Genomic DNA, 24,298 nt, shown 5'->3' with positions numbered 1-24,298 from the left:
TATTTTTAGCATCCTGCTACTTCTTTAATGGCGTCTAAAATGAGCTGCGGCGCTTTGCGGCATTTTTCTTCGGATACGGCACATGGTGCAAAACGCAATCCCTTTGCCAGCGCAACAATGAACACATTTTTTTCCATCAGCAGATCGCTGACAGCCTTTGGATTTTCACAGGGAATGCTGATAAAGAATCCATCACAATAATTGCAGAGCTTCAGACCAATTTTGTCTGCTTCGTCAAGGAATGCCCTGGCGCGCTTCTGTAAGATTCCCTTGTGGAAATCCTGCTCTGCGATAAAGCGGTCGCGCAGATTGTCATCAGACATAATGTCTGCCAGCGTCTGCATGGCGCCTCTGGTTCCATTTGACCAGGTGCCGCGGTTTGAATAGGCGCAGGCCGCTGCAAATTCCTCTGCAATTTCTTCCGTCGGCGCGACACAGATAATAGCGCCGTTTCTCAGGCCATACATGGTAAAGCCCTTTGAAGCGCTGTAGGCGTACAGCGGCAGAACATTTTCCGGCAGTCCGGAAAGCAGCGGCATAAAAGCCCGCGCGTCCTCACCCTTTCCTGCAAAATCAATATACGCGATATCACACAGAATAATGATTCTCGCATCAGGATTAGCCTCGGCCATTTCGGTATAAAACGCGGTCAGCTCTTTCCATTCATCCAGCGAAATACTGTAGCCGGTCGGGTTATGCGCCGGTGTATTCAGAATGCTCAGCACTCTGTTCTGCTTTTTAAGCAGGTCTGTAAACGCCGCTTTATAGGATTTCATATTAAAATTGCCCGCTTCATCAAACAGCTCAAAGGTTGTGGTCTCACGTCTGTTTTCATCGGCAATGGTGCTGTAGGGCGCCCAATACCAGTCTGGAATCAGAATCTGGTCACCAAACTCGGTGTAGTTGCACACCGCGTGGCGCACAGCACCGGTTCCGCCCGGTGTTGCCACTGCGCGAATATGGCCTTCTGGTCTGTAGGACTTAAAGCAGGCGTCCACCACCTTATCCAAAAACTCTGGAATCCCCGGAATCCCGGCATAATCACAGATCTGCTCATCTGGCAGCCCCTTCAGAACATCAAACACTGATTTGAAGGCAACCAGATCGCCATGATCATCCATCAATGCCCCAATCGTTGAATTGATCACTGCCTCGGTTCCCAGTTCCTTTGTTCTCTGCGCAGCTTCGCCTGCAACTCTAAAAATCGGATCTGTCCCGGCCTCCCGGACAGAACTCTCGATAACCATACGTGACATTTCCTATTCCTCCTAATCAATAAATTTATTAGCGTATTTCTGACGTTCCGTTTCATACAGATTGTTGCCCTTGGAATCAATGACAACAAGGGCAGGAAAATCTTCTACCACCAGCTTGCGCAGCGCTTCTGTCCCCAGCTCCTCGTATGCCAGAACCTCGACAGATTTTATGCAATCCTGCAACAGTGCCCCTGCGCCGCCGACACACCCAAAATAAACACACTGGTTGATCATCATGCTGTTGATGACCAGCTCCCCGCGGTTTCCCTTGCCAATCATGCCGCGCAGGCCATTTTCCATCAGCACAGGCGCATAAGCGTCCATACGGTGGCTTGTGGTCGGCCCGGCTGAGCCAATGATCTCACCCGGCTTGGCAGGACAGGGCCCTACATAGTAGATAATCTGATCGGTAAAATCGACGGGTAGTGCGCCGCCGGATTCAAGGGTTTCAACCATTCTTTTGTGCGCCGCGTCCCTCGCCGTATAGATGACTCCTGAAATCAGAACCTGATCCCCGGCTTTTAATTTTGCGGCGTCGGCCTTTGAAAGCGGCGTCGTTAATCGTATCACACTCATGTAAGCCTCCTAAAGTGTCCGTTCCACATGACGGTTAACATAACAGCAGATATTGACAGCAACGGGCAAACCGGCAATATGCGTTGGGAAAACGTCCACATTGACACTCAAAACCGTGTTGATGCCGCCGAGCCCCATGGGCCCGATCCCCAGGTTATTGCACCGTTCGATCAGTATTTCCTCAAGGCCTTGAATGTGCTGCCTGGCATTGCGCACCCCGATGGGCCGGCTCAGAGCCTCCTTGGCTAACAGCGCGGCCTTTTCAAAGGTACCGCCCACCCCCACACCGACAATGATCGGTGCGCAGGCGTTTGGCGCGCCCTTCTCAACGGTTTCCAGCACAAATTCCTCAACACCTTTGATCCCGTCCGATGGCTTAAGCATCTTCATGGCACTGGTATTTTCTGAACCAAAGCCCTTTGGCATCACCTTAATATGAAGATCATCCCCCGGGACGACCTTATAATGAATGATGGCCGGGGTATTGGTGTTTGTGTTGTTTCGGATAAAAGGGTCGTCCACGACCGATTTTCTCAGATAGCCCTCGCGGTAGCCCTTTTCGACGCCGTCCTGAATGGCGTCCTCCAGGGAGCCGCCGGTTATCTGCAGGTCCTGTCCCATGGTAACAAAGATAACCGCCATTCCCGTATCCTGACAGATGGGAATCTCTTTCTTTTCTGCTACCTCAAAGTTTTCAATCATCGTTTCCAAAATGGCGATGGCGCTCGGCGATTCTTCCCGCGCCAGAGCGACTTCCATTTCTTTGAGAATATCATCGGTAAGTACAGTGTTTGCTTCAATACACATTTCTGCGACAGTGTCTCTTATGTACTTAACATCAATTTTCTTCAAATTTATCTCCTTCTTTCAGCTGTTCTTTCTTCTTAAATGATTCTTCTAATTCTTCCTGTTTGATGACATGCTCAATGTCCAAAGCCTCGGTCCGCGTGATTTTTTTGTATTCCTTTTTCCCCATGATGACAGACCTCAGGGAAAGGAAGATACCCCCAAATAAAATAATGAAGTAAAAAGTGATAATACGCCACAGAATCAGGGCTACCGACATGTTAACAGCGCCGTAAATCGGCCCGAACAGCAAAGCAAAGCCCGCTTCGGCGCCGCCTGCCGCCCCCGGTGTGGGGATAAAGGCAACCGCTACATAGAGGATCGCCTGCATGGATATGACCAGAAAAGCACTGGAGCCGCTTAAGCCCAGCGAACAGTAAACCCAGTAGTTAATGCTGTAAAAAATCATGATCTGCACAATGGAGACAATGAAAAGCTTAAAGGTTTCCAGCTTGTGCTCCTTGAGCGCAGTGATGGCTTCTGAGTATTCCCCGATAAAGTGGTCCACCTTGGCATAATATTTATCCGGGTCCTTAAAGACACGGATAAACAGCAAAAACCGAACGACGCCATTCATGATCCCGCGGGCCATCCTCGGGCTTAAAGCCAGGATAAAAACAAGGATAACCCCAGCGATATTAATGATGAGGCCAAAGGCGATCAGCCATCTCGCCGCAACCAGGCCACTGTTAATCTCAGAAAGATTGAGCAGTGTGGCCAGAATGGCAAGGAGTGTGACCGTAACCTGGTACAGCGCGTATTTCTGGACCAGCACGGCGGTTCCTGTCCCCATACTGTAGCCCCTGCGGGACATTTCGTAGAGCTGGAGCGGCTGACCGCCGGAGGAGCCGGGTGTTATCAGGTTATAATATTGCCCTATAATGGTGACGATCATCGCAAAAGACAGCTTCTCCTCGGGATAATCGCGCTGCATCAGCTTCAGGAGCATGTACCCTTCCAGAAGCCAGTAAATAAAAACGCAAACGATTCCCAGCAGAAGAAAACCGATATTCGCGCGGCGCAGGGTATCTGCAAACTCCTTGAGATCCACCTGCGTCAGGATTACAATAACGGTCGCGCCGATTAAGAAAACAAAAAAGATATAGTTTGAATACTTTTTCCAAAACTCAGAAAAGCGGCTTTTCGCTTTTCCACTGTTGCTGTCATTCATAGTCACCTACCCGTAAACGTTTCTCACTCTAATGACGAATCGTTTACTTTTTCATTCAAATATTATAACACATAATTAATGGAATTTAGAACACTTTTTGAAAATTTTTTCAGTTTTTTTCATTGTTTTTCATGATACGCTGCACAAAGCTTAAATCAGCTCAGGGAAGCCCAGTTGTCTGAGCGCCTCATACAAAACAATATTGACCGAATTCGACAGGTTAAGCGAACGGGCCCGCTCATGGTTCCTCATGGGAATACGAAACCGGTGGTCTGGATAAGCGCTGTGGATTTCATCCGGCAGGCCGGCAGTCTCGCGGCCAAACAAAAGGTAGGCATCCCCGGTGTATTCAATGTCCGAATAAAACGCTTTGGCGTGGGTGGTGAGCACATAGATTTCGGGATCTGGATTTTTGTCCAGAAAATCCTCAAAATCGTCGTAGACAGCCAAATCCAGGAGATCCCAGTAATCCAGCCCTGCGCGTTTCAGGTGTTTCTCGTCCAGTGAAAAACCCAGTGGCTTTATCAGGTGCAGCTTTGTGTTTGTCAGCGCGCAGGTACGCGCGATGTTTCCAGTATTTTGTGGTATTTCCGGTTGATACAGTACAACATTCATTTTTACTTCGTTACTCTCTTTCCTTATTTAATGTCCATTTTATGGAGGTTAAAACCATAAAAAAAGATAAATCTCATTCCGAACACTCAGAACGTCATGAAATTTATCTTTATTACTATTTTAAAATGGTCTTGGGCAGTACAATCGTAAAGGTGCTTCCCTGATCGGGCACACTGTCGATTTTTATTTTGCCGTTATGCTGCTTAACAATCATATCCGCAATGCTTAAGCCCAGGCCCACACCGCCTTTTTCACGGTTCCGCGCGTCATCCACACGGTAAAAGCGGCTGAATATTTTCTTTTTCGCTTCCTCTGTCAGCCCGACGCCCGTATCCTTAACCGCGATACAGACATTCCGCTTTGTCATTGTCAGAGAGAGCGTCACTGTCCCTTCTCCAGGCGTATATTTAATGGCGTTGTCAACCAGAATACGAATCGCCTGTTTTATCCGCTCCTCATCGCCTTTATAGTCAATGCCCTCTGCGATGCTGCCCTTCAGCGCAATCTCATTTTCCCTGGCAACATCAAACATCAGGTCGATAATCTCGGCGCAAAGCGCACTCAGATCAAATACTTCCTTTTTCATAATGACCTTTTTATTGTCCGCCTGGGCAATCAATAGCAATTCCGATACCAGATGCGCCATGGTCTCGCTCTCAAGGCTGATGTTGTTGAGCCACCGGATATTATCCTTAAGCACCTCATCCTCCTTCAGTTTTAAGACCTCCACATTGGTCTGGATCACTGTCAGCGGTGTCCTAAGCTCGTGGGAAGCATCGGCAATGAATTTCTTCTGATTCTCAAAGGTCTCCTTGATCGGCTGTAAGGATTTCCCGGCCAGAAAATAGCTGATCGGGATCAGCAGAAGGATTCCCCCGCTGCCGATGAACAGCAGAAAGGAAATAACATAGGTAATCATTGAGCGCTCGGTCGTGATCTGCTGAAAAACCTCCAGTGTGTGGGATTCATCATCACGGCTGAAGCGCGTGACATAAACTCTGTAATCTGCCCCGTTAAGATTAAAAACCTTAAAATCATTGTTAAAGCTTTGATCCATTGCCAGTTCGTAGCCATGCATAATCAAATCATTATCTTCGACCTTCATGCTGACGGTCTGGTTATTTTCATCCCATTCAATGTATTCATACCCCATTTTGTCGTGCATGGAATTATTGTTGAAAATACCGTCGCCCTTTTCAGACTCCATGGAATTATTGATGATGCCCTTGGCGGTATCCATCAGGTAAACCTCCCCGGTGAGGCCCAGACTCCACTGGACGAGAAAGCCCAGCAGCAGGATAAATAAAAAAAGAAAAGCAATGAGAATCAAAGTGTTGAACAGCGTAATTTGCCTCTTGATCTCTTTAAACATTATTTTTTACTCAAAGTGTAACCCACACCACGGATTGTGTCAATCTTAACGTTTGTATTGGCGAGTTTCTTACGGAGATTATGGACATATATTTCAATGTTGTTTTCATTGACTTCCTTGTCAAAGCCCCACACCCGGTCTAAAATCTGTTCTCTTGTAAATACCTGGTTCGGACGCTTCAGCAGCATTTCAAGGATCTTCGCTTCCTTCACAGAGAGCTTATACTCATTTTCCGGCGTCTGCATCATGTTCTTCTTGGTGTTAAAGCTGACATCCTCAAAGGAGATGATTTCCCCTTTTATTTCATGGTCGGGGCGTCTGCTCAGCGCGCGGATTCTGGCAAAGAGCTCCTTGGCAGAGAACGGCTTGATCAGGTAATCATCTGCGCCGAGGTCAAGGCCCTTGACCTTATCGTCAACCGTCCCCTTGGCCGTCAGCATTAAAACAGGCGTTGTAATGTCCCTGTCCCGGACCTCCTTGAGAATCTCAAGTCCGCTCTTCATGGGCAGCATAATGTCCAGTACAATGACGTCATAAATCGGATTCAGGGCAAAGAGAAGCCCCTCCTCACCGTCGTTCGCCACATCACAATCTATATTTTGGATTTTACACAGCTCCTGGAGAGCGTCTGTAATTTTCACTTCATCTTCTATAAATAATATGCGCATTTTATTCTCCTATTTTTTGGAATTTTATTATTATTAAGTATATAGGCCAATCCTTAAATTTGGATAAATTCAAGAGCTAAAGCGCCTGAACAAGCGAAATTCATTGCAACCCACCCCCAGAATCCTTATAATAAAGAAAGATAAAAGGAGGAGGTACCCCATGGATTGCATACTTATTGTTGAGGATGATAAAAAAATTTCCCGCATCATCGAGCTTCAGCTGAACCACGCAGGCTTTGAAACGGTCAAGGCGTTTAACGGACGAGAGGCCATTGATGTTTTCAACAACACCCCGGACATCGGCCTGGTTCTGCTGGACATCATGCTGCCCCAGTTTAACGGCTACGAGGTTTTAAAGTATATACGCGAGCGTTCTCCCGAGCTGCCTGTTATATTTCTTACCGCGAAGGATGATACCGGCGATGTGGTCAACGGCCTCAATCTCGGAGCCGACGACTATATCACCAAGCCCTTTATTTTTGATGAGCTTCTGGCGCGCATCAAGGCGAATCTCCGAAAAAAAGCCGCTGTCTCGCCCAGGAACAGAGTTGCCTTTGAAGACCTGTCCATCGACCTCGATACTTTTATGGTTAGCCGCGGGGGCGAGAGCATCGAGCTTTCAAAAACAGAGTTTGACCTTCTGCACTACCTTGTGCTCAACCACGGGCTGGTCCAGTCCCGGGAACAAATTCTGGACCAGGTGTGGGGCTTTGACTATTTTGGAAATGACAATATCGTAGACGTTTATATAAAATACCTGAGGGATAAAATTGACAAGCCCTTTGAAAAAAAGCTGATCCAGACAGTGAGAGGGCGTGGCTATGTCATCAAATAGGGTTCAGGAACCAAAACCGATGAAGCTCTACACGCGCATCGTCCTGTTTTTTGTGCTGGCGTTCTCCATTCTGCTGGTCATTTCCTTTGTAATGGTGTTTTATTTTTCCCAGCAAATCGTTTTAAACGAAAACCGGAGCAATCTCATAAAATTCAACAGCTATATCATCAACGTGATCAAGGAAAACGAAGAGGCGCTGCTGTCGCTTCCCACCAGCAGCCGGCTGGACTTTATCTCTGAAAAAATATACCCCAATATCAAGGATAATACCTTGATTTCTTATAAAATTTCGGATAACTACGGGGATGTGTACCTGTCCTCCGAAGGCGTGGATGAGCTTCTGAACCAGGATAACTTTTCGGAATACAACATTGACATCTTTAAAGTGCACATTGACAACCCCGCCGACCAGACCGAGGACAACGTGGACGTGGACTCCTTCCGCTACAACAAAAATGAGTATTATTATCTCGGCTCAAGCTATCTTGTCAGCGACGACTACACTATTTACATCCAGGTCGTAAAAAATCTGAATGACAGCTTTGTCTACATGACTGCCCTGTTCAGTATTCAGATCGCCATCAGCATTGTCTGCCTTGCGATCATTATCTTTATCGGGATTTACGGCACCAAGCGCTCTCTTAAGCCGCTGATCGAGATCGCCGAGACCGCTAAAAACATCACAGAAAACAACCTGAATACCCGTATCAAAGAGACCGGAAACGACGACGAGCTGGATCAGCTCATCAAATCCCTCAACCAGATGATCGGCCAGCTCGAATCAGCCTTTGACGCTCAGAAGCAGTTTGTCTCAGACGCGTCGCACGAGCTTCGGATTCCTCTGACCGTCATCCAGGGCTACTCGGACATCCTCTCCTCCTGGGGCAAGGAAAACCCGCAGCTCCTGGAAGAATCTGTGGATTCTATTAACGAAGAGATACAGAATATGAAAAAGCTGGTGGAGGAGCTGCTCCTGATCACCCGCCTTGAAAACAACTATTTCACACAGAAATTTGAGCCGGCGGACCTAGGCGAGCTTGTCACAAAGGTATACAATGAATGCGAAATGATCGACGCCACCCATTCCTTTGAGCTGACCCGGGTCGACCACTGTCTGGTAAAATGCAATGAATCGCTCATATTGCAGGCTTTAAGGGCACTTGCCGACAACAGCATGAAATACACCCCGGCACAGGGAAAAATCTGTTTCAGCTGCACTGAGACGGCAAACAGGTGCATCCTGTCTGTCACCGACACAGGCATCGGCATTCCTGAGAGCGAACTCGAAAATGTCCGCCGGCGTTTCTTCCGGGTCGACGGCGACCGCTCAAGGGAAACCGGCGGCACAGGCCTTGGCCTCTCCATCATCGAGAGCATTGTAAAACTCCACCGGGGAGAGCTCGTGATCGAGAGCACCCTGGGACAGGGAACGAATATGAAAATTATTTTAATCCGGTAGAGGGAGGGCAGCGCCCTCTCTCTTTGGTTTGGTTTCATTTGGTTTGGTTTATATAATGTGTCCGGTTTGCTATCCGGAACCATAACCGGAACCTTGTCCGGTTTACTATCCGGTTTGCTGTCCAGACACACATGCTTTTATGCCGTAAAATGGCGTGTGTGCTTACCCGGCCACCCGGACCATCGCACCCTCATAAAAGACGCAGAGTCTTCCCCTGCCCGGCGCTGTCCCCAGATACCTCTGGGCAAGGTCAAGGGCGTTTTCTTCAAAATACTGGAAAAAGACGCGCTTGATCACCTGCTTGGCAGGCTGTCCTGAGAGCGCTGGCAGACATGCAGCCACAAAGGCTTCGTCCTTCAGCTGCTCAAAGGCCTCTGTTTTTGAGAGGGTTCGGTTTTCAAAAAAACCGGGAAGGGAGCGGTGCCCCTGCCTGAGATAATCCATTTTGATCAGCTCCCCGAGCATTTCTTTATGGGGCACCTCGACGCCTGAGGCCGTAAATGTCTGCATAATTCCGTAGAGCTGCTCCTTTGATTTTCCCAGCTCATAGAAGCCTTCCTCCCGCCAATAGTCCGAGAAAGCCTCAAAAAACTCAAAAGGGGAGCCCCAGCACTGGTTTTCAAAAATATACTTCAAACTCAGATAAAAGGCGCCGGAATTGTAATAGCGGTCTACCAGATCCTCAATGTCCTTTAAGCGCATAAGCTCGTCTGAGGAGATAAAATCATTACTGATCACCTCATAGGGCGGAAAGCTCGCATAGCGGTAATAAAATTTATCCGCTTCTTTTCGGATTTTTGTTCCCTTCAGCAGCTTTAAAAATCCCAGCTGCAGCATATCCGGCTCAATGGCAATGGTCTCGTCAAAGGATTTTTTAAAAACCGCGTAGGTTTCCTTTGGCAGCCCGGCGATCAGGTCCACGTGCACATGGCAGTTTTTAAACCCGATGAGACGTTTCACATATTTCCGGATCTTTTTCAGATCGGTCTTTCGCGTGATGGCCTCCAGCGTTTCATCATGAGTGCTCTGGATACCGATCTCAAACTGCAGCAGGCCCTTTGGTGCTTTTGCAATTATCTCAAGGAGCTCGTCGTCCAGAAGATCCCCCGCGATCTCAAAATGAAAATTCGTGGCGCACTTTTTTTCGACCAGGTAAGCGATAATGGCCTTGGTCCGCCGGATATCGACATTGAAGGTGCGGTCCACAAATTTCACCTGCTTTACATCGTGACGGATGAAAAAATCCAGCTCTCTGAAAACACGCTCAAGGGGCAGAAAGCGCACCTTCTGCAGGGTGGAAGAAAGGCAGTAGGAGCACTGAAAGGGGCAACCGCGCATGCTTTCATAATAAATGATTTTGTCTGAAACCGGCTGGATATTTTGGTCGTCATAGGGGAAGGGCAGCGCGCCGAGATCCTCGACAATCCCCACCTTTTCGCCGTTTACATGCGAATGGGACACATTGCGCCCAAACCAGTTGACGTTTTCCATTTTCAGAAGCGGGGTTTTATCCCGGCTCTGCAGTGTCTCTACAAATTCAGGAAAAACCGTTTCCCCCTCGCCGGAAATAATATAATCCACGAATGGATGCTCCTCCAGAAGGCGCCCGCTGTCATAGGAAACCTCAGGCCCTCCCCAGAAGACAATGCAGTTGGGCCTGCTCTTTTTCAGCACCTCACTGATTTTTGCAATAAAGTCCATATTCCAGATATAACAGGAAAAGCCATAATAATCTCCCTGCATCCTCAAAAGCCTGCCGACCACCACGTTAATCTGGTCGTTAATGGTTACCTCACAGAGCTCGATATTTTCCGCCTGCGCGGCTGCTTTCAGGGCTCTTATGGCAAGATTGGTGTGCACATATTTTGCATTGACACCCACTAATACACATTTACTCATTTGTTTCCTCTTTTACAGAAAAATCCCGAAACATGCAGCACACGTTTCGGGACAATTTTATTATACATTAAACCTGAAAAATGTGACATCGCCATCCTGCATGACGTAGTCCTTACCCTCGATCCGGGTCACTCCAAGTTCTTTGGCCTTGACGTCCGAGCCGGCTTCCACCAGCTGTTCATAGGTTGTAATCTCAGCCCGGATAAAGCCCCGCTCAATATCGGAATGGATCTTTCCGGCTGCCTGCGGCGCTTTTGTGCCCTTTCGGATGGTCCAGGCGCGTGTTTCCTCTGGCCCGGCAGTCAGGAAGGTGATCAGGCCCAGCAGCTTGTAACCCGCGCGGATAACCTGATCCAGCCCAGAGGCTTCAAGTCCCAGATCTGTCAGGAACAGGGCTTTTTCCTCATCGTCGAGCTCAGCGATCTCTTCCTCGATCTTGGCGGAAATTTTGATGACCTCACGGTTATCGCCGGACACCTTTTCTTTTAAGGCTTTGACCATGGCGTTATCTGAAATCAGATCATCCTCAGACACATTGGCGATGTACAGGACCGGCTTTGTCGAAATGAGCTGGAGCCCGGAAACATACTGCCATTCATCCTCCGAAAAATCCGTATCCAGGGGCATTCTTCCCGCTTCCAGAATGGCCTTCAGCTTTTCCAGAATTTCGAGGTTCGCCCTTTCAGCTTTATCGCCCTTTGCGGCTTTACGCGTTTTTTCAACCCGGCGGTCTACCATTTCCAGGTCGGCTAAAATCAGCTCAAGGTTGATGGTTTCAAGGTCGTCCAGAGGGTCGATCTTTCCCTCGACATGAACGACATTCTCGTCCTCAAAGCAGCGGACCACATGGGCGATGGCATCGACCTCACGGATATGGGACAAAAACTTGTTGCCCAGACCCTCGCCCTTGCTGGCGCCTCGGACCAGGCCCGCAATGTCCACAAATTCAATGGTGGTGGGCACCACTCTCTTGGACTGATACATTTTCTCAAGCACTTCCAGCCGTTCATCCGGTACGGTCACCACCCCTACATTGGGGTCGATGGTACAAAAGGGATAGTTGGCGGATTCTGCGCCGGCTTTTGTTATCGCATTAAAAATTGTACTTTTACCGACGTTGGGTAATCCGACAATTCCAATTTTCATCTGTATACCTCTCTTTTTACAATTCGGTGTTTGTTAACTTTATAATTATACAATAGGAAAAGCATAATCGCAAGCGGACACGCCCCATAAACAAAGAAAAAGGACCGAATAAATATCCGGCCCCTTGCTTATTCAAAGGCAGAAGGTCTTGTTCCGTCTTTCCAGAGGCGTTCCAGGTTGTAGAACTGGCGTTCCTCTGCGTGGAAGATATGGACGATCACGTCATAATAGTCCAGTAAAATCCAGCGGGCTTCCCGTTCGCCCTCAATGCTTTTCGGGACAATACCAAGCTTTTCGGCTTCATATTCAACGTTGTCGGCAATGGCCTTAACCTGGCGTTCCGAATTACCGCTGGCGATGACAAAATAATCGCCCAGGGTCGAAACCTCCGCAATATCAATGATTTCAACGTCGGTTCCATTCTTAGCGTCAATCCACTCTTTTACTTTTTCTGCAAACTCTTTTGGTTCGATATCAATCACTCCTTTTCATTTTTCTCACGATCCATTTTTTCCAGGATCAAATAATTACGTGCCGAGACAGTCCTTTCGTGAATCAGGCCGCCAATTCCGCTGATATAGCGGATGGTGTTGGTCAGCGCCTGGATCATCGCGTCATCCAGATTTTCAAAAGCCATCTTCCTGAGCTTATCCACGCCCGGGTAACTGCGCCCAGGCTCGATAAAATCAGCGAGATAGATAATTTTTTCGAGCACACTCATGTTTTTGCGCCCGGTTGTGTGGTATTTGATGGCGCCGAGGATTTCCTTGTTCTCAATGCCGTATTCCGTCCGGGCCACCACTGCCCCTACGGGGCCGTGCAGCAGCTGCGGCTCACGCCGGGTGATCTCATCCACATTGAGGTAATGCCGCTCCGCTGTTGCCAGAAGCTCTGCGTCACTGTAATTTTTGGCACAGTCGTGCAGCAGGGCCGCGTATTTCACCTTGTTCGCGTCACAGGGATAGATTTCTGCCAGCTTCAAGGCTGAGTCCACCACGTTTAAGGTGTGCTCATAACGCTTGGGCTTTAGTTCTTTTTTTAATTTTTTTTGAATTTCCGCAACATTCATTCTGCATCTCCCTGAGACGGCTTCGCCAAATAAAGCTGATTTTCAATAATATACTGCTCCACCGTTTCTGGCAGAAGGTATTTTATGGAATAACCATTCTTCACCCTTCCCCGTATATCGGAGGAAGCGATGTCCATTTCTGAGGTAAATAGTTTATAGATCCTGGCGCCGTAAATTTCCTGGAGCTCCTCGATCCGCGCGTCCAGCTTGTTGTGTGAATAGCCCGGCCTGAAGGTCGTGATAAAATTGACAGAGGCCAGCAACTCTGGTGCTCCCTTCCAAAGCGTGATCTCAAACATAATATCCGCGCCGGTGATAAAATAAAACGCACTCTCCGGATAAGTCTGCTTGATCTGCTCGATGGTATCGACGGTGTAGGTCATTCCTGGCCGGTCGATCTCAATGGACAGCACTTCAAAATAAGGGTTGGACCGGGTCGCGAGCTCCACCATTTTCAGGCGGTGCCTGCGGTCAATCTCCTTATCCATCTCTTTAAAAGGATTGTTGCCGGCAGGTATAAACAGCACCTTATCCAGACCATACTGGTCTCTGGCCGATTCTGCCAGCAAAAGGTGTCCGGTATGAACCGGATTAAAGCTCCCGCCTAATAAGCCTATTTTTTCCATACTTACCTCTTTAAAAAGCTACCGTTTGTTTTTCTTCTTCAGTGTCTTAGAATTTTTGGACGGCACTTCTATCTTTGTTTTCAAAAGATTCTTTTTATATAATATGAATTTATTGCCGATGGTGCAGACAATCTCTGACCTAGTCGCCTCGGCCAGTTTCCGGGCGGCATCTTCCACCTCTTCCATGGAATTCTGCTGGATTTTCCCCTTTATCAGCTCTCTGGCCACAATGGCGTCTCTTGTCTGCTGAATAACCTCAGGGGTAATCCCGTCTTTTCCGATAAAAATAATATCGGGAATGTCCATGGCAAGCTTTCTCAAATAGCTTCTCTGTTTACTTGTTAGCATATTTCTCTCTTTCTATTATAGCATATCTCGCTCAATTTTATTTAAAATATTCAAACTCAATATCCTGGAGCCGGACAGTGTCCTCGTCCTGTATCCCCATTTCCTCAAGCTTTTTGAATATCCCCTTATCCTTAAGCACTCTCTGAAAATATCCAATGGAGTCAAAGTCCTCAAAATTGACGGAATTGATCAGCCGCTCAAAATCACCTTCGACCACATAGACATCGCCCTCCTTGTGTACTGTGAAGGGTTCTTCATCAAAATCAGCCTTGTACACCACATCCTCGTCGGCTTCCACCTCAAAGATCGGCTCAACCTCGCCAATTTCGTCCAGCAGCTGAATCACACGGCTCAGCAGGGCGTCAATGCCTTTTCCTGTAGCGGCGGATATGGGGAATACCTCATAGCCCATCGCTTCAAATTCTGACACCAAAAGCTCCAGCTCTTCAGGATCCGCGATCAGGTCGGTCTTATTCAGGGCCACCACCTGCATTCTCTGTGCCAGGCGCTCATTGTATTCTTTTAATTCTTCATTAATCGCTTTAAAATCCGCCAGAGGGTCCCGGCCTTCACTGCCCGAGGCATCCAGCATATGGATTAAAAGCTTCGTCCGCTCAACATGGCGCAAAAACTGGATTCCCAGGCCGGTGCCCTCATGGGCGCCCTCAATAATGCCCGGAATATCCGCGATGACAAAGGGATCGTAATCCTTCCACGCTGCCACGCCAAGGTTTGGAACAATGGTCGTGAAATGGTAATTCGCGATTTTTGGCTTGGCGGCTGTTACCATGGACAAAAAGGTTGATTTCCCAACATTTGGGAAGCCCAGCAGTCCAACGTCTGCCAAAAGCTTTAATTCCAGCACCAGGGTTCTCTCCTGGCCCTTTACACCGCCCTGGGCAAAGCGCGGGGCCTGCCTGGTGGAGGTCGAGAAATTCATGTTCCCAAGTCCGCCCCGGCCGCCCTGGGCCACGATACAGGATTCGCCGTCCTCGCTTAAATCACAGAGAATCCGGCCAGTTGTCTTATCCTTGACTACTGTGCCTACCGGCACCTTTATGAGCAGGTCCTCACCGGATTTACCGGTCGAGCGGCCTCCGGTCCCATTGCCGCCGCTTTCCGCCTTGTATTTTTTTCGGTATTTAAACGCCAGCAGCGTTCTCAGGCCGTTATTGGCCTGGACAATAACATTGCCTCCCCGGCCGCCGTTTCCGCCGTCTGGCCCGCCGTTCGGGACGTATTTCTCACGGCGGAAGCTCATTCCGCCATGACCACCGTTGCCGGCAGTTACATATATCTGCGCTTGATCAACAAACATTATAGCACCTCATTTCCAATGTTTATATACCCATATATAAGAAAAACCTCTTATCATAAAAATACAATAAGAGGTTTTTGAACTTATTCGACTGTCGTCCTAAAAGAACTACATTGCTTCTCGAGGATAAATGCTGACCTGTTTCTTGTCTTTGCCTTTACGTTCGAAAGTTACGACACCGTCACACATCGCAAATAAAGTATCATCGCCACCGCGGCCTACGTTCTTGCCAGGATGAATATGAGTTCCTCTCTGTCTTACTAAAATGTTACCAGCCAATACGAACTGACCGTCTCCTCTTTTAACGCCAAGACGTTTGGATTCACTGTCACGACCGTTTCTAGAACTACCTACCCCTTTTTTGTGGGCAAACAGTTGAAGGTTCATTTTAATCATTATTTTCACCTCCTGTTAATTATCAATTATTTTAACATAATCTCTGTAAGCGGCTTCTGTGGCACACAGCCCCAAATGGAAGGTATCCATCAGGGCGTCCGCCTGGATTTTCTGCACTGGGTCTTTGATCTCAGGAATTTCAAAGGAAGTATAGCCTTCCTCCACCTGGCGGTTTAAATCTTTCAAACCAACGATCTCACTCAGACCATTCAATATGCTGATGGTTAAGATCGAAACCCCTGCACATACAATATCTTCGCCTGAATCCGCATATTCTCCATGTCCGGATACCTCTACTTTTCGTATTGTATCCCGGTCTCTCTCAAAAGTTACTGTAATCATTACGCTTCAATTGCTGTAATTTTAACTTTCATAAATGGCTGTCTGTGGCCCTGTTTTTTACGGTAATCTTTTTTAGATTTGTATTTATAAACAATTACCTTTGAAGCCTTAGCGACTTCTAAAACTTCGCCTTTAACCACTGCATTTTCAACAACCGGAGTACCAACGGTTAATTCACCGTCCTTGTTTACAGCTAAAACTTCGTCAAAAGCAATATCTTTTGCGCCGTCTTCGAGATTGATTTTTTCAATTTCGATCACATCGTCCTGCTGAACACGGTACTGTTTACCACCTGTTTTAATGATTGCGTACATAATAAAAACACCTCCTCATACCAGTCTCGCCACGAAAGGTGCATTTCTGACTTATAACCTTACATGTGCGGCTTCATAACTCGTTAATCATAACACATGCTCAAAGTCTTTGTCAATCACAAATAAAAAATTTTTCTTTTTAAAACGCAGGTACTTTCTTTTTAATGTAATTATGCTAAAATAGACCCATTACTATTTTTGACAAAGGAAGCCAAAATGAGCAAAAACCAAAAGACTGAAAATAAAAAGACAAACAACCGCATCATAAACAGCATCTGTATTATTGTCATCATCGCCTCACTGGCTGGCCTGATCTACTACAGCCTGCCCTATATCCGCCAGTATTTTAAAAAAGAAGAGGTTGTGAGCATTGCCCAGCCAACAGCAGAGGATGCTGGCATTGATTTCGATGCTCTCAAAGCCGTTAATCCGGATACAGTCGGCTGGATAAAAATAGAGGGCACCACCATTGATTATCCGGTTGTCCAGACCGACAATAACGAAAAGTATTTATACACTACCTTTGAGGGCGAGGAATCCCAATGGGGCGCGGTCTTTCTCGACTATACCTACAACTTTAACCGTGTGCCAAAGGCCCAGAACAGCGTTCTGTATGGGCACAGCCACAACATCCAGAAATCCTCCACCTTCGGGGATCTTCACAGCTATCTGGATGAGAGCTTTTTTAAGGCACACCAGACCATCGAGTATGACCGTATTGGTGACCCGGGGAAATGGGAAATCTTCTCTGTCTATAAAACCGAGGCCAACTATGATTACAGACGCCCCGATTTTGCAGGCGACGAGGATTTTCTCTCTTACTTCCAGCGTATCCAGGCCCGAAGCCTCTACAAAACCGATGTGGTTCTTGAGCCTGACGATGAAATCCTGACCCTTTCTACCTGTGTTTTTGACATGGATGATGGCCGTCTGGTTGTCACAGCCCGAAAAATTAAATAAAAAACGCCTGCATCTACGTGCAGGCGTTTTTTTCAATTCTTCTGCTTTTTGAGCTTGCGCATTTCCCTTTCAGGAATCAGGATATTTTCCTGATAATCAAAGCATTCCCGGGCGATCACTTTGTTGAGCACCAACAGACAGATAAGATTTGGAATGGCCATCAGGCCATTCATGGTATCGGAAAAATCCCACACAATCTGCAGTGCCGTTGTCGCGCCAAAAAATGTGACGACTGAAAAGACAAACCGGTAAATTTTAACCGCCGCAGTTGAAGGGATCAAATATTCCAGTGACTTTTCGCCATAGTACTCCCAGCCCAGTATGGTCGAGAAGGCGAACAGCATAATACCAATGGTGACGATCAAAGCGCCCACTGGTCCAATGGCTGACTCAAACGCCCGGATGGTCAGGTTCGCTCCGGTATAGAGCTCACCCGCCGCATCGATTGTCCCGAGAACACCTGAGGATGCGATAACAAGGCCGGTAATCGTGCAGACAACCAGTGTGTCAAAGAAGGTACCCGTCATATTGATATAGCCCTGTCTTGAGGGGTGGTCTGTTTTAGCCGCTGCCGCTGCTATCGGCGCAGAGCCAAGACCCGCTTCATTTGAAAACACCCCTCGCGCGACGCCCCAGCGCATGGCTGAAAGCATGCTCGCAATGATGGAACCGCCCACGCCGCCGGCGACTGCCTGAGGTGAAAAGGCCATGCGGAAAATCTCAACGATTCCAGCCGGTACGTTGTGAAAATTGATGATAATAACAAGGATTCCGGCTGCAAAATAGAACACCGCCATGATCGGAACAATAAAACCGCAGACACGGCCAATACTCTTGATACCGCCCAAAAGAACGATCAACGCCAAAACAGTCAGGACAACACCAGTTATCCAGGTTGGTACCCCAAAGGTATTCTGTACCGCATCGGAGATGGAATTCGCCTGTGTCAGGTTCCCGATCCCAAAGGACGCTATAACGGCAAAAAGTGAAAACAAAAATGCCAGCAGGCTCCCCAGCCATTTAACCTTAAAGCCCTTTTTCATGGCGTACATGGGGCCGCCAGCCATCTCACCAGACGAGTTGGTCTCACGGTATTTGACCGCCAGAACACTCTCGCCGTATTTGGTGGAAAGCCCAAACAGCGCACTGATCCACATCCACACCAGAGCCCCTGGGCCGCCCAATACCATGGCGGTGGCAACACCGACAATATTGCCGGTGCCAATAGTCGCGGCCAGAGCGGTCATCAGAGACTGAAACGGCGAGATATCTCCGCTGTGCTCCTTAGTGTTTTCATCCTTGGGCGCACGGGTAAACACCGATCTAAGGGCATATCCCAGATTCCGCCACGGCAAAAACTTCAGGCGTATGGTCAAAAAAACACCTGTACCCACCAGCAGTACAAGCATGTATGGGCCCCACACAAAGTCATTGACCGCAGCAACAATTTCAGAAAAACTCATTTTCTCCCTCCCTTTTCTAAATATACCTGTCCATTTTACCACATTTCATGTTAGTGCACAAGTTATGGGTACAAGTGTCCTCATTACACGGTCTTTTTGGCCTGTAAAAAAAGATCAGGCTGAATATTCCCAATCTACTTTAGACATTTCGGCCCTGTCCTGATTTGTGATGGAATGGATATATAACTGTAATGTCAATGCTGCGTTTGAATGTCCTAATATCCTGCTCAAGACAGATATCTGCATATTTTTGCTGGCTGCGATGGTGGCAAAGGTGTGGCGGAGCGCATGAAAATTGACCTCCTTGACCTTTGCCTTTTTCAGAACGACTTTAAAATACTGCTGGTACACCCTCGGGTCAATAAAGCTCCCCGACTGATTTTGAAAAACAAAGGTGTTTTCATTGATGTTTCCCCACGAGTCGGCCACGACCATCCGGTGATAAGCCTTTAAATACTCGTACTGCCCATTATTCATGGGAATATCCCGCACAGAGTTTGTTGTCTTTGTCTCTGAAACGACCAGCTTTGTCTTTGGTCCCTCCGGCTCAAAGGTTTTAACCCGCTGAACCGAATGCCGTACATGTATTACCCGGTTGGAGAAATCAACATCTCCCCATTTGAGGGCCGCCAGCTCGCCGAGCCGCATCCCGGTTTTTAATGCCAGCAGAATTGCGACAGACTTGGGGTTGTCATCCGTGTGCAGCAGCACATATTCCAACCGTTTACACTCATCCGGCTCCAGATAAACCGGCTTATGGAATCTTTTGGGTGGCAGCGACACCTTTCTGCAGGGATTTTTGATCATCAGCTCCTGGTCCACAGCCAGCTCAAGCGCGCTCTTTAGAATCATCATATAGCTCCTGACCGTTGCAGGCGACAGGCCTGTATCATCATTTTTTCCGTCCTCGCACAAATACTTGACGAATTTCTGAATAATATCCGGTGTCAGCTCCAGCAGGTTATAGCTGCCGATCTGCGGGATGATATGCTTGTAAATCACATTGTAGTACCGCATGTAGGAGGTCGGCCGAATCGTATTTCTCTTGTGCCCCTCCAGCCACTCAATCATCCATTCCTGAAGCGTCAGTGTCCGGACGACCTTCAGCATTTCGTCATGGCTGAAGGCTCTCTGTAAAATCCCGGTTGTCTGCTGCTGTGTTTTCTGTCTGCGCAGCAGACGCTGAAGCTCAACCTCCTCGTGAACCCTTTCCTCTGCCTCCTCCAAAACTTCTACCGCTTCCTCATAGGTATGGGCGTAGACCGACCGGTATATGGCCTTTCCATACACGCTTTCATACCCTACAATGTAACGCCCCTCGTAACGGTTGTCTTTTCGCTTGTAGATGTTTCTTCTCTGTTCTTTCATGATTTCCTCCTGATAAATAAAATTTCTATATCATTTTATATTCGGAGATCAAAATCGGCTGAGATTTTTTTTGACAAACTATGTTTATTTGTTTTAAACCCTTTTTTAGGCAAAAATAAAAAGAGCCTGCAGACTTACCTTCTCTGCAGGGCCCTGTTGCTCATAGACTTAAGGGTTTACCGGATGAACTTCAGCACACTTTGCTTAAGCAGTTCTGCACTGTTCTTTCCTGCTTTATTTTCATAATATTCTTTAAAACGTTTATCTTCTGTGTACATCTGGACCAGCCCGCGGTGTGCGTCCGGGCTGTAGCTTCCCCACGCCAGCGTAATCCACTGCTTATGAAGCCGGGCAATCTCCTCACCTTCCAGATTATCAATGGTTCCCAGCCGGGTTACTTCCTTTAAAAGGTCGAGGATTTTTTCTTCCAGGCCGGCAAATTCACTGTATTTTTCAGGTGACATGTTCTTAAACTGGGCGTTGCTTCTGTCAATCGCCTCATCGCCATATTTTTTGCGGATCTCCTCACCGTAACGGTTCTCATTTTCTTCAATCTTATTCTGGATAAAGCCTTTGAACTTTTCGTGATCTTTCATTATCGTTTTTCCTTCCCTGCTCTCAATCGTTTTGGTCACAGTATTGATCAAATCGTCAATTTGCTTCTTTTTAAGAAGGAGCTGTTCCCTGTGGGTTTTTAAAGCGGCCAGGCTGTCAAAGCCCGGGGCGTCCAAAACCTGCAGGATTTCTGCCAGCTCAATCCCCAGCGCACGGTAAAATAAAATCTGCTGAAGGCGGTCAACCTCATTCTTCCCGTAGATCCGGTAGCCTGAACTGTTGATACGCGCCGGCTTCAACAGCCCAATCTCATCGTAATAACGCAGTGTTCTCGGCGAAACCTTTGCCAGGGCCGCCAGCTTTTTAACCGTATATTCCATCATTCTGCTCCTCCTGCCACCCATTATAGACGTTGACGCCGCGTAAAGGTCAAGGCCTTTTTGATTTGCTGTAAAAAAATATTTAAGCTATAATAGATGCTGATAATACAATCCTATAAAATAAAAGGAGTCCGTATGAAACAGCATCCATATCTCCCTGATTTAGATACCCCGGTCGACTACAGCCTCACTCAAAACTGGCTGTGTCTTCCTAAAAAAATAGCAAAGCCTGACGACAAGCCCGTCGATATTTTTTACCTCTACCCCACAGCCTACTATAAAACCCCGCATGGCCCCAGTATCTGCGAGATAAACAACGAGGCCATGCGTATCCGGGCCACAGAGCATCTCCAGACAAAGGCCTCTGTCTTTTCAGCCTATGGCAATTTTTACGCGCCCGCGTACCGCCAGGCTGCCCTCGAATGCCTTCTTGACAATACGCCGGAAAACAACCTGCTCTTCACAAAAGGGCCTGTCACCTGCGTGCTGTCAGCCTTTGATTATTACATTAAGCACCATAACAACGGCCGCCCCTTTATTCTGGCCGGCCATTCCCAGGGCTCACTGCTGCTCCAGTTTATCCTCAGTCTCTATTTAAAAGAACATCCAGAGGTTCAGGAGCGTATGATCGCCGCCTATGTGATCGGCTATTCCATCACCCGGGGATATTTAAAGGACAATCCTCATTTAAGCTTTGCGCAGAGAGCAGAAGACACAGGCGTTATCATTTCATACAACACAGAATCCCCAGGTGTCACGGGCCACAACATCACCCTGCTCCCAGACGCGGTATCCATCAACCCCATCACTTGGACTCTTACCGGCAAAAAAGCCGAAGCATCCCAGAGCCTTGGCTCGCGCCTCGTCATACGTGACAGCGCCGGTGCGCTCGTCGGCATGCAGGACCTTCCCCACTATGCCGACGCGGCCCTTGACCTGGAACGCGGCACAGTGATCTGCAGCACCGCAGACCCCGATGCCTTTAGGGTCATCGGCCAGGAGGATGCCTTCCCTACCGGTGTTTTACACACCGGCGATTACCCGCTTTACTACTACGATCTCCAAAACAATGTCAAAACACGTATAAAATCCTACTTCTCAAGCCATTCTCAGACTGGCAGAAAATACGCTCTTTAATCAAAAAGCTCCCTCAGCCTGAGAGAGCTTTTTTCTTATTTTTTTATTTTACTTCCTTCATCCAGGCATCGTAAACAGCCTTTGCAACCGCCGGAGCCACACGTTTATCAAACGGGCTCGGCATCACATAGTCTTCATTCAGTTCCTCTGCGCTTACGAGGTCAGCAATGGCATAGGCTGCCGCTACCTTCATGCTTTCAGTGATGCGTGACGCTCTTGCGTCCAGCGCGCCTCTGAAAATCCCCGGGAACGCCAGGACATTGTTGATCTGGTTTGGAAAATCAGAGCGGCCAGTGCCAATGACACGCGCGCCCGCCTTTTTAGCCAGATCCGGCATAATTTCAGGAATAGGATTCGCCATGGCGAAAAGAATGGCGTCTTTATTCATGGAAGCGACCATTTCCTCTGTGACAATACCAGGGCCAGACACGCCGACTAAGACATCCGCGCCCTTGATGGCATCCTCCAGGCTTCCGGTAATGTGTTCCTGATTGGTGTGCTCAGCCAGCCAAAGCTTATGGCCGGTCAGGCCGTCACGGCTGATATCAATGATGCCGGTGCGGTCACACATGACGATATTTTTTACATTTAAGGACATCAGCATTTTTGCAATGGCTGTTCCAGCAGCCCCCGGGCCGCTGATGGCTACCTTGATCTCAGAAATATCCTTCCCAACAATTTTAAGAGCGTTGATGAGCCCAGAGGAGACAACAATGGCCGTACCGTGCTGGTCATCATGGAAAACCGGAATATCCAGGGCTTCCTGAAGCTTTTCCTCAATTTCAAAGCATTTCGGCGCAGAGATATCCTCCAGGTTAATTCCTCCAAAGGTCGGCGCGATATTGATGCCTGTCTGAATAATCTCATCAGCGTCCTGTGTACTCACACAGATCGGGAATGCATCGACATTGCCAAAGGATTTAAACAGCACAGCCTTGCCCTCCATAACCGGCATAGCGGCTTCACCGCCGATATTGCCAAGGCCTAAAACCGCCGAGCCGTCAGATAAAACCGCGACCAGGTTCCCCTTGGCGGTATATTTATAAACATCCTCTTTATTCTCCGCGATTTTGCGGCAGGGCTCTGCAACACCCGGTGTGTAGGCGATGCTCAGATCATCTTTATTTTCAAGTTTCATCTTAGAAACGACTTCTACTTTGCCTCTGCACGCTTCATGAGCTTTCAGCGCTTCTTTATTGTAATCCATATTTTCCTCCGGTTTCTACATTTATGTAATGAAATAACGGCCTTATTATAACATAACCCTATGTGGGTTTAAAGCCGATTTGCCAGAAACTTTCAATCTTACAAGCAGCAAAAGAAAAGGCTCGCTTGGGGATGCGAGCCTTTTCCGGGTTAGAACAAGTTATGAATGGTAAAAATTCATAAAATCAAGGAGTATAGTTGGAGTTAGAAAAATTAATTTGTTATGTTTAACTAACTTTAATTATATTATAGTGCCTTCTGTCTGCTTTGTCAACCCTATTTTTTAGAATTTTTTTAATTTAAGTTTCAGAGGCTTATCAAAACCTTATTGTTCATGAACAGAACCTGTTTTTTCTTTTTCTTTTAATAAACTTCTGGTATAATTAATAGAAACAAATAAAACACTTTTGATGAGAGGACACATGAAAAAGCGATTATTGATATTGTTAATGATTTTCACTACCCTGTTTACAGTGAGCAGCTGCGGCCAGTCCGAACCTCTGGTAAAATTCGATGAAGGCAGTGGGCTTTTTATCACCTATGGATTTGTCCCCGTCGATGCTAAGAACACGCAGATCATCAGTACAGCGGTCAACAATTCAGACTATGAGATTACAGACCTGAAGGTTACCTACGGCATTAAGGATTCTTCACACACCATTGAGGAGAGCACAGACAGCGTCAATTCCAAATCCAGCCGAGACCTCTCAAAGGTCACCCAGAGCTATGTGCATTCCCTGGATGAAGAAAAACTCTACATTTCTCAGATTGACTATACCGTAAAGAAAGATAAAAAGACTCAGAAAATCACTTATCATCCGGATTCCGACACCTACGACCTGAATTGAAAATACCCCCGGCGGGAAATGACCGGGGGTAAGCAAGAAGAGGTATCAGACTTGTTAGGAGATCACAGTAATAAAATCTGTCTTTACTGTTATACCCATCTGGCTGTTCTGTAAACATCTTGCAC

Annotated in this window: 26 protein-coding genes; 5 read left to right on the top strand and 21 right to left on the bottom strand. The window is 47.5% G+C overall.

From position 1 onward, the window contains the following. Nucleotides 1-5 precede the first annotated feature (5 nt). The 7 genes from FYJ53_RS07800 to FYJ53_RS07770 all read right to left on the bottom strand — a co-directional run bounded on the left by FYJ53_RS07800 (nt 6) and on the right by FYJ53_RS07770 (nt 6,504). Nucleotides 6-1,256, bottom strand: a complete 1,251-nt coding sequence (locus tag FYJ53_RS07800; RefSeq protein WP_013380006.1) for a pyridoxal phosphate-dependent aminotransferase — start codon at nt 1,254-1,256, stop codon at nt 6-8. A 12-nt stretch (nt 1,257-1,268) separates the two neighbouring features. Then, a complete protein-coding gene (locus FYJ53_RS07795) occupies nt 1,269-1,832 on the bottom strand; it encodes a Fe-S-containing hydro-lyase (RefSeq protein ID WP_013380005.1) in 564 nt (187 codons plus the stop codon). A gap of 9 nt (nt 1,833-1,841) precedes the next feature. After that, nucleotides 1,842-2,684: a fumarate hydratase gene (locus FYJ53_RS07790; RefSeq protein ID WP_013380004.1), complete on the bottom strand. Its 843-nt coding sequence runs from the start codon at nt 2,682-2,684 to the stop codon at nt 1,842-1,844. Continuing rightward, nucleotides 2,671-3,849: a lysylphosphatidylglycerol synthase transmembrane domain-containing protein gene (locus FYJ53_RS07785; RefSeq protein ID WP_013380003.1), complete on the bottom strand. Its 1,179-nt coding sequence runs from the start codon at nt 3,847-3,849 to the stop codon at nt 2,671-2,673. Before FYJ53_RS07785 ends, FYJ53_RS07790 begins: the two co-directional genes overlap by 14 nt. Before the next feature lie 150 nt (nt 3,850-3,999). Continuing rightward, entirely contained in the window at nt 4,000-4,464 is a 465-nt protein-coding gene (locus tag FYJ53_RS07780; RefSeq protein ID WP_013380002.1) for a tRNA (cytidine(34)-2'-O)-methyltransferase, read from the bottom strand. A gap of 115 nt (nt 4,465-4,579) precedes the next feature. Continuing rightward, nucleotides 4,580-5,836, bottom strand: a complete 1,257-nt coding sequence (locus FYJ53_RS07775; RefSeq protein WP_154557244.1) for a cell wall metabolism sensor histidine kinase WalK — start codon at nt 5,834-5,836, stop codon at nt 4,580-4,582. After that, nucleotides 5,836-6,504, bottom strand: a complete 669-nt coding sequence (locus tag FYJ53_RS07770) for a response regulator transcription factor (protein WP_013380000.1) — start codon at nt 6,502-6,504, stop codon at nt 5,836-5,838. Before FYJ53_RS07770 ends, FYJ53_RS07775 begins: the two co-directional genes overlap by 1 nt. A gap of 160 nt (nt 6,505-6,664) precedes the next feature. Here FYJ53_RS07770 and FYJ53_RS07765 point away from each other — a divergent pair, with 160 nt between their 5' ends. After that, the gene (locus FYJ53_RS07765) at nt 6,665-7,339 is read left to right on the top strand and encodes a response regulator transcription factor (protein ID WP_013379999.1); all 675 of its coding nucleotides are present in this window, start codon (nt 6,665-6,667) and stop codon (nt 7,337-7,339) included. After that, on the top strand, nt 7,326-8,798 hold the full coding sequence (locus FYJ53_RS07760) for a cell wall metabolism sensor histidine kinase WalK (protein WP_013379998.1): 1,473 nt from the start codon (nt 7,326-7,328) through the stop codon (nt 8,796-8,798). Before FYJ53_RS07765 ends, FYJ53_RS07760 begins: the two co-directional genes overlap by 14 nt. A gap of 162 nt (nt 8,799-8,960) precedes the next feature. Here the strand turns inward: FYJ53_RS07760 and FYJ53_RS07755 are convergent, their stop codons facing one another. The 10 genes from FYJ53_RS07755 to rplU all read right to left on the bottom strand — a co-directional run bounded on the left by FYJ53_RS07755 (nt 8,961) and on the right by rplU (nt 16,256). Beyond that, on the bottom strand, nt 8,961-10,697 hold the full coding sequence (locus FYJ53_RS07755) for a B12-binding domain-containing radical SAM protein (RefSeq protein WP_013379997.1): 1,737 nt from the start codon (nt 10,695-10,697) through the stop codon (nt 8,961-8,963). 60 nt (nt 10,698-10,757) lie between these two features. Next, on the bottom strand, nt 10,758-11,843 hold the full coding sequence (gene ychF / locus FYJ53_RS07750) for a redox-regulated ATPase YchF (RefSeq protein WP_013379996.1): 1,086 nt from the start codon (nt 11,841-11,843) through the stop codon (nt 10,758-10,760). Nucleotides 11,844-11,971: 128 nt separating this feature from the next. After that, nucleotides 11,972-12,325, bottom strand: coding sequence for a ribosome silencing factor (gene rsfS / locus FYJ53_RS07745; protein ID WP_013379995.1), 354 nt, complete (start codon nt 12,323-12,325; stop codon nt 11,972-11,974). Then, complete coding sequence (gene yqeK, locus FYJ53_RS07740) at nt 12,322-12,912, bottom strand: bis(5'-nucleosyl)-tetraphosphatase (symmetrical) YqeK (protein ID WP_073382420.1); 591 nt, start codon at nt 12,910-12,912, stop codon at nt 12,322-12,324. The genes rsfS and yqeK overlap by 4 nt, the downstream gene beginning before the upstream one ends. Further along, on the bottom strand, nt 12,909-13,538 hold the full coding sequence (gene nadD / locus FYJ53_RS07735) for a nicotinate-nucleotide adenylyltransferase (RefSeq protein WP_013379993.1): 630 nt from the start codon (nt 13,536-13,538) through the stop codon (nt 12,909-12,911). Before nadD ends, yqeK begins: the two co-directional genes overlap by 4 nt. Nucleotides 13,539-13,556: 18 nt before the next feature. Further along, nucleotides 13,557-13,886 (bottom strand): YhbY family RNA-binding protein, encoded by a 330-nt coding sequence (locus FYJ53_RS07730; RefSeq protein WP_013379992.1) that lies wholly within the window; start codon nt 13,884-13,886, stop codon nt 13,557-13,559. Nucleotides 13,887-13,923: 37 nt separating this feature from the next. After that, the gene (obgE, locus tag FYJ53_RS07725; protein ID WP_013379991.1) at nt 13,924-15,204 is read right to left on the bottom strand and encodes a GTPase ObgE; all 1,281 of its coding nucleotides are present in this window, start codon (nt 15,202-15,204) and stop codon (nt 13,924-13,926) included. Between the two features lie 108 nt (nt 15,205-15,312). Continuing rightward, entirely contained in the window at nt 15,313-15,600 is a 288-nt protein-coding gene (gene rpmA, locus FYJ53_RS07720; protein WP_013379990.1) for a 50S ribosomal protein L27, read from the bottom strand. Nucleotides 15,601-15,615: 15 nt separating this feature from the next. Continuing rightward, nucleotides 15,616-15,942, bottom strand: coding sequence for a ribosomal-processing cysteine protease Prp (locus FYJ53_RS07715; protein ID WP_013379989.1), 327 nt, complete (start codon nt 15,940-15,942; stop codon nt 15,616-15,618). Further along, nucleotides 15,942-16,256 (bottom strand): 50S ribosomal protein L21, encoded by a 315-nt coding sequence (gene rplU, locus FYJ53_RS07710; protein WP_013379988.1) that lies wholly within the window; start codon nt 16,254-16,256, stop codon nt 15,942-15,944. The genes FYJ53_RS07715 and rplU overlap by 1 nt, the downstream gene beginning before the upstream one ends. A 216-nt stretch (nt 16,257-16,472) precedes the next feature. Here rplU and srtB point away from each other — a divergent pair, with 216 nt between their 5' ends. Further along, the gene (gene srtB / locus FYJ53_RS07705) at nt 16,473-17,216 is read left to right on the top strand and encodes a class B sortase (protein ID WP_070081169.1); all 744 of its coding nucleotides are present in this window, start codon (nt 16,473-16,475) and stop codon (nt 17,214-17,216) included. Nucleotides 17,217-17,248: 32 nt separating this feature from the next. Here srtB and FYJ53_RS07700 read toward each other — a convergent pair whose 3' ends face one another. From FYJ53_RS07700 to FYJ53_RS07690, 3 genes are all read right to left on the bottom strand, one after another. Then, the gene (locus FYJ53_RS07700; RefSeq protein ID WP_070081170.1) at nt 17,249-18,679 is read right to left on the bottom strand and encodes a sodium:alanine symporter family protein; all 1,431 of its coding nucleotides are present in this window, start codon (nt 18,677-18,679) and stop codon (nt 17,249-17,251) included. 114 nt (nt 18,680-18,793) lie between these two features. Further along, nucleotides 18,794-20,047 (bottom strand): tyrosine-type recombinase/integrase, encoded by a 1,254-nt coding sequence (locus FYJ53_RS07695; protein ID WP_013379985.1) that lies wholly within the window; start codon nt 20,045-20,047, stop codon nt 18,794-18,796. Between the two features lie 176 nt (nt 20,048-20,223). Continuing rightward, complete coding sequence (locus FYJ53_RS07690) at nt 20,224-20,982, bottom strand: MerR family transcriptional regulator (RefSeq protein ID WP_073382579.1); 759 nt, start codon at nt 20,980-20,982, stop codon at nt 20,224-20,226. Between the two features lie 135 nt (nt 20,983-21,117). Between FYJ53_RS07690 and FYJ53_RS07685 the strand changes: the two genes are divergently transcribed. Next, nucleotides 21,118-22,119 carry a DUF3089 domain-containing protein gene (locus FYJ53_RS07685; RefSeq protein ID WP_013379983.1) on the top strand — a complete coding sequence of 334 codons (1,002 nt, stop codon included), beginning with the start codon at nt 21,118-21,120 and terminating at the stop codon, nt 22,117-22,119. Nucleotides 22,120-22,162: 43 nt separating this feature from the next. Here FYJ53_RS07685 and FYJ53_RS07680 read toward each other — a convergent pair whose 3' ends face one another. Then, a complete protein-coding gene (locus tag FYJ53_RS07680; protein ID WP_013379982.1) occupies nt 22,163-23,326 on the bottom strand; it encodes an NADP-dependent malic enzyme in 1,164 nt (387 codons plus the stop codon). A 421-nt stretch (nt 23,327-23,747) separates the two neighbouring features. On the opposite strand from FYJ53_RS07680, the gene FYJ53_RS07675 reads away from it, so the two are divergent. Beyond that, a complete protein-coding gene (locus FYJ53_RS07675) occupies nt 23,748-24,173 on the top strand; it encodes a hypothetical protein (RefSeq protein ID WP_013379980.1) in 426 nt (141 codons plus the stop codon). Nucleotides 24,174-24,298: the final 125 nt, after the last annotated feature.

This window comes from Eubacterium sp. BL-380-WT-2B, assembly GCF_009696115.1.
GTDB classification, from domain to species: Bacteria; Bacillota; Clostridia; order Eubacteriales; family Eubacteriaceae; genus Eubacterium; species Eubacterium callanderi.
The sequence above is the reverse complement of the archived record's forward strand: the minus strand, read 5'-3'. Positions and strand labels throughout refer to the sequence as shown.

What these genes read in the sequence shown, in the direction of transcription:
- FYJ53_RS07800 (WP_013380006.1), bottom strand. Translation starts at nt 1,256, where the DNA reads ATGTCACGTATGGTTATCGAGAGTTCTGTCCGGGAGGCCGGGACAGAT.
- FYJ53_RS07795 (WP_013380005.1), bottom strand. Translation starts at nt 1,832, where the DNA reads ATGAGTGTGATACGATTAACGACGCCGCTTTCAAAGGCCGACGCCGCA.
- FYJ53_RS07785 (WP_013380003.1), bottom strand. Translation starts at nt 3,849, where the DNA reads ATGAATGACAGCAACAGTGGAAAAGCGAAAAGCCGCTTTTCTGAGTTT.
- FYJ53_RS07780 (WP_013380002.1), bottom strand. Translation starts at nt 4,464, where the DNA reads ATGAATGTTGTACTGTATCAACCGGAAATACCACAAAATACTGGAAAC.
- FYJ53_RS07775 (WP_154557244.1), bottom strand. Translation starts at nt 5,836, where the DNA reads ATGTTTAAAGAGATCAAGAGGCAAATTACGCTGTTCAACACTTTGATT.
- FYJ53_RS07770 (WP_013380000.1), bottom strand. Translation starts at nt 6,504, where the DNA reads ATGCGCATATTATTTATAGAAGATGAAGTGAAAATTACAGACGCTCTC.
- FYJ53_RS07765 (WP_013379999.1), top strand. Translation starts at nt 6,665, where the DNA reads ATGGATTGCATACTTATTGTTGAGGATGATAAAAAAATTTCCCGCATC.
- FYJ53_RS07760 (WP_013379998.1), top strand. Translation starts at nt 7,326, where the DNA reads ATGTCATCAAATAGGGTTCAGGAACCAAAACCGATGAAGCTCTACACG.
- FYJ53_RS07755 (WP_013379997.1), bottom strand. Translation starts at nt 10,697, where the DNA reads ATGAGTAAATGTGTATTAGTGGGTGTCAATGCAAAATATGTGCACACC.
- ychF (WP_013379996.1), bottom strand. Translation starts at nt 11,843, where the DNA reads ATGAAAATTGGAATTGTCGGATTACCCAACGTCGGTAAAAGTACAATT.
- yqeK (WP_073382420.1), bottom strand. Translation starts at nt 12,912, where the DNA reads ATGAATGTTGCGGAAATTCAAAAAAAATTAAAAAAAGAACTAAAGCCC.
- nadD (WP_013379993.1), bottom strand. Translation starts at nt 13,538, where the DNA reads ATGGAAAAAATAGGCTTATTAGGCGGGAGCTTTAATCCGGTTCATACC.
- FYJ53_RS07730 (WP_013379992.1), bottom strand. Translation starts at nt 13,886, where the DNA reads ATGCTAACAAGTAAACAGAGAAGCTATTTGAGAAAGCTTGCCATGGAC.
- obgE (WP_013379991.1), bottom strand. Translation starts at nt 15,204, where the DNA reads ATGTTTGTTGATCAAGCGCAGATATATGTAACTGCCGGCAACGGTGGT.
- rpmA (WP_013379990.1), bottom strand. Translation starts at nt 15,600, where the DNA reads ATGATTAAAATGAACCTTCAACTGTTTGCCCACAAAAAAGGGGTAGGT.
- FYJ53_RS07715 (WP_013379989.1), bottom strand. Translation starts at nt 15,942, where the DNA reads ATGATTACAGTAACTTTTGAGAGAGACCGGGATACAATACGAAAAGTA.
- rplU (WP_013379988.1), bottom strand. Translation starts at nt 16,256, where the DNA reads ATGTACGCAATCATTAAAACAGGTGGTAAACAGTACCGTGTTCAGCAG.
- srtB (WP_070081169.1), top strand. Translation starts at nt 16,473, where the DNA reads ATGAGCAAAAACCAAAAGACTGAAAATAAAAAGACAAACAACCGCATC.
- FYJ53_RS07700 (WP_070081170.1), bottom strand. Translation starts at nt 18,679, where the DNA reads ATGAGTTTTTCTGAAATTGTTGCTGCGGTCAATGACTTTGTGTGGGGC.
- FYJ53_RS07695 (WP_013379985.1), bottom strand. Translation starts at nt 20,047, where the DNA reads ATGAAAGAACAGAGAAGAAACATCTACAAGCGAAAAGACAACCGTTAC.
- FYJ53_RS07690 (WP_073382579.1), bottom strand. Translation starts at nt 20,982, where the DNA reads ATGGAATATACGGTTAAAAAGCTGGCGGCCCTGGCAAAGGTTTCGCCG.
- FYJ53_RS07685 (WP_013379983.1), top strand. Translation starts at nt 21,118, where the DNA reads ATGAAACAGCATCCATATCTCCCTGATTTAGATACCCCGGTCGACTAC.
- FYJ53_RS07680 (WP_013379982.1), bottom strand. Translation starts at nt 23,326, where the DNA reads ATGGATTACAATAAAGAAGCGCTGAAAGCTCATGAAGCGTGCAGAGGC.
- FYJ53_RS07675 (WP_013379980.1), top strand. Translation starts at nt 23,748, where the DNA reads ATGAAAAAGCGATTATTGATATTGTTAATGATTTTCACTACCCTGTTT.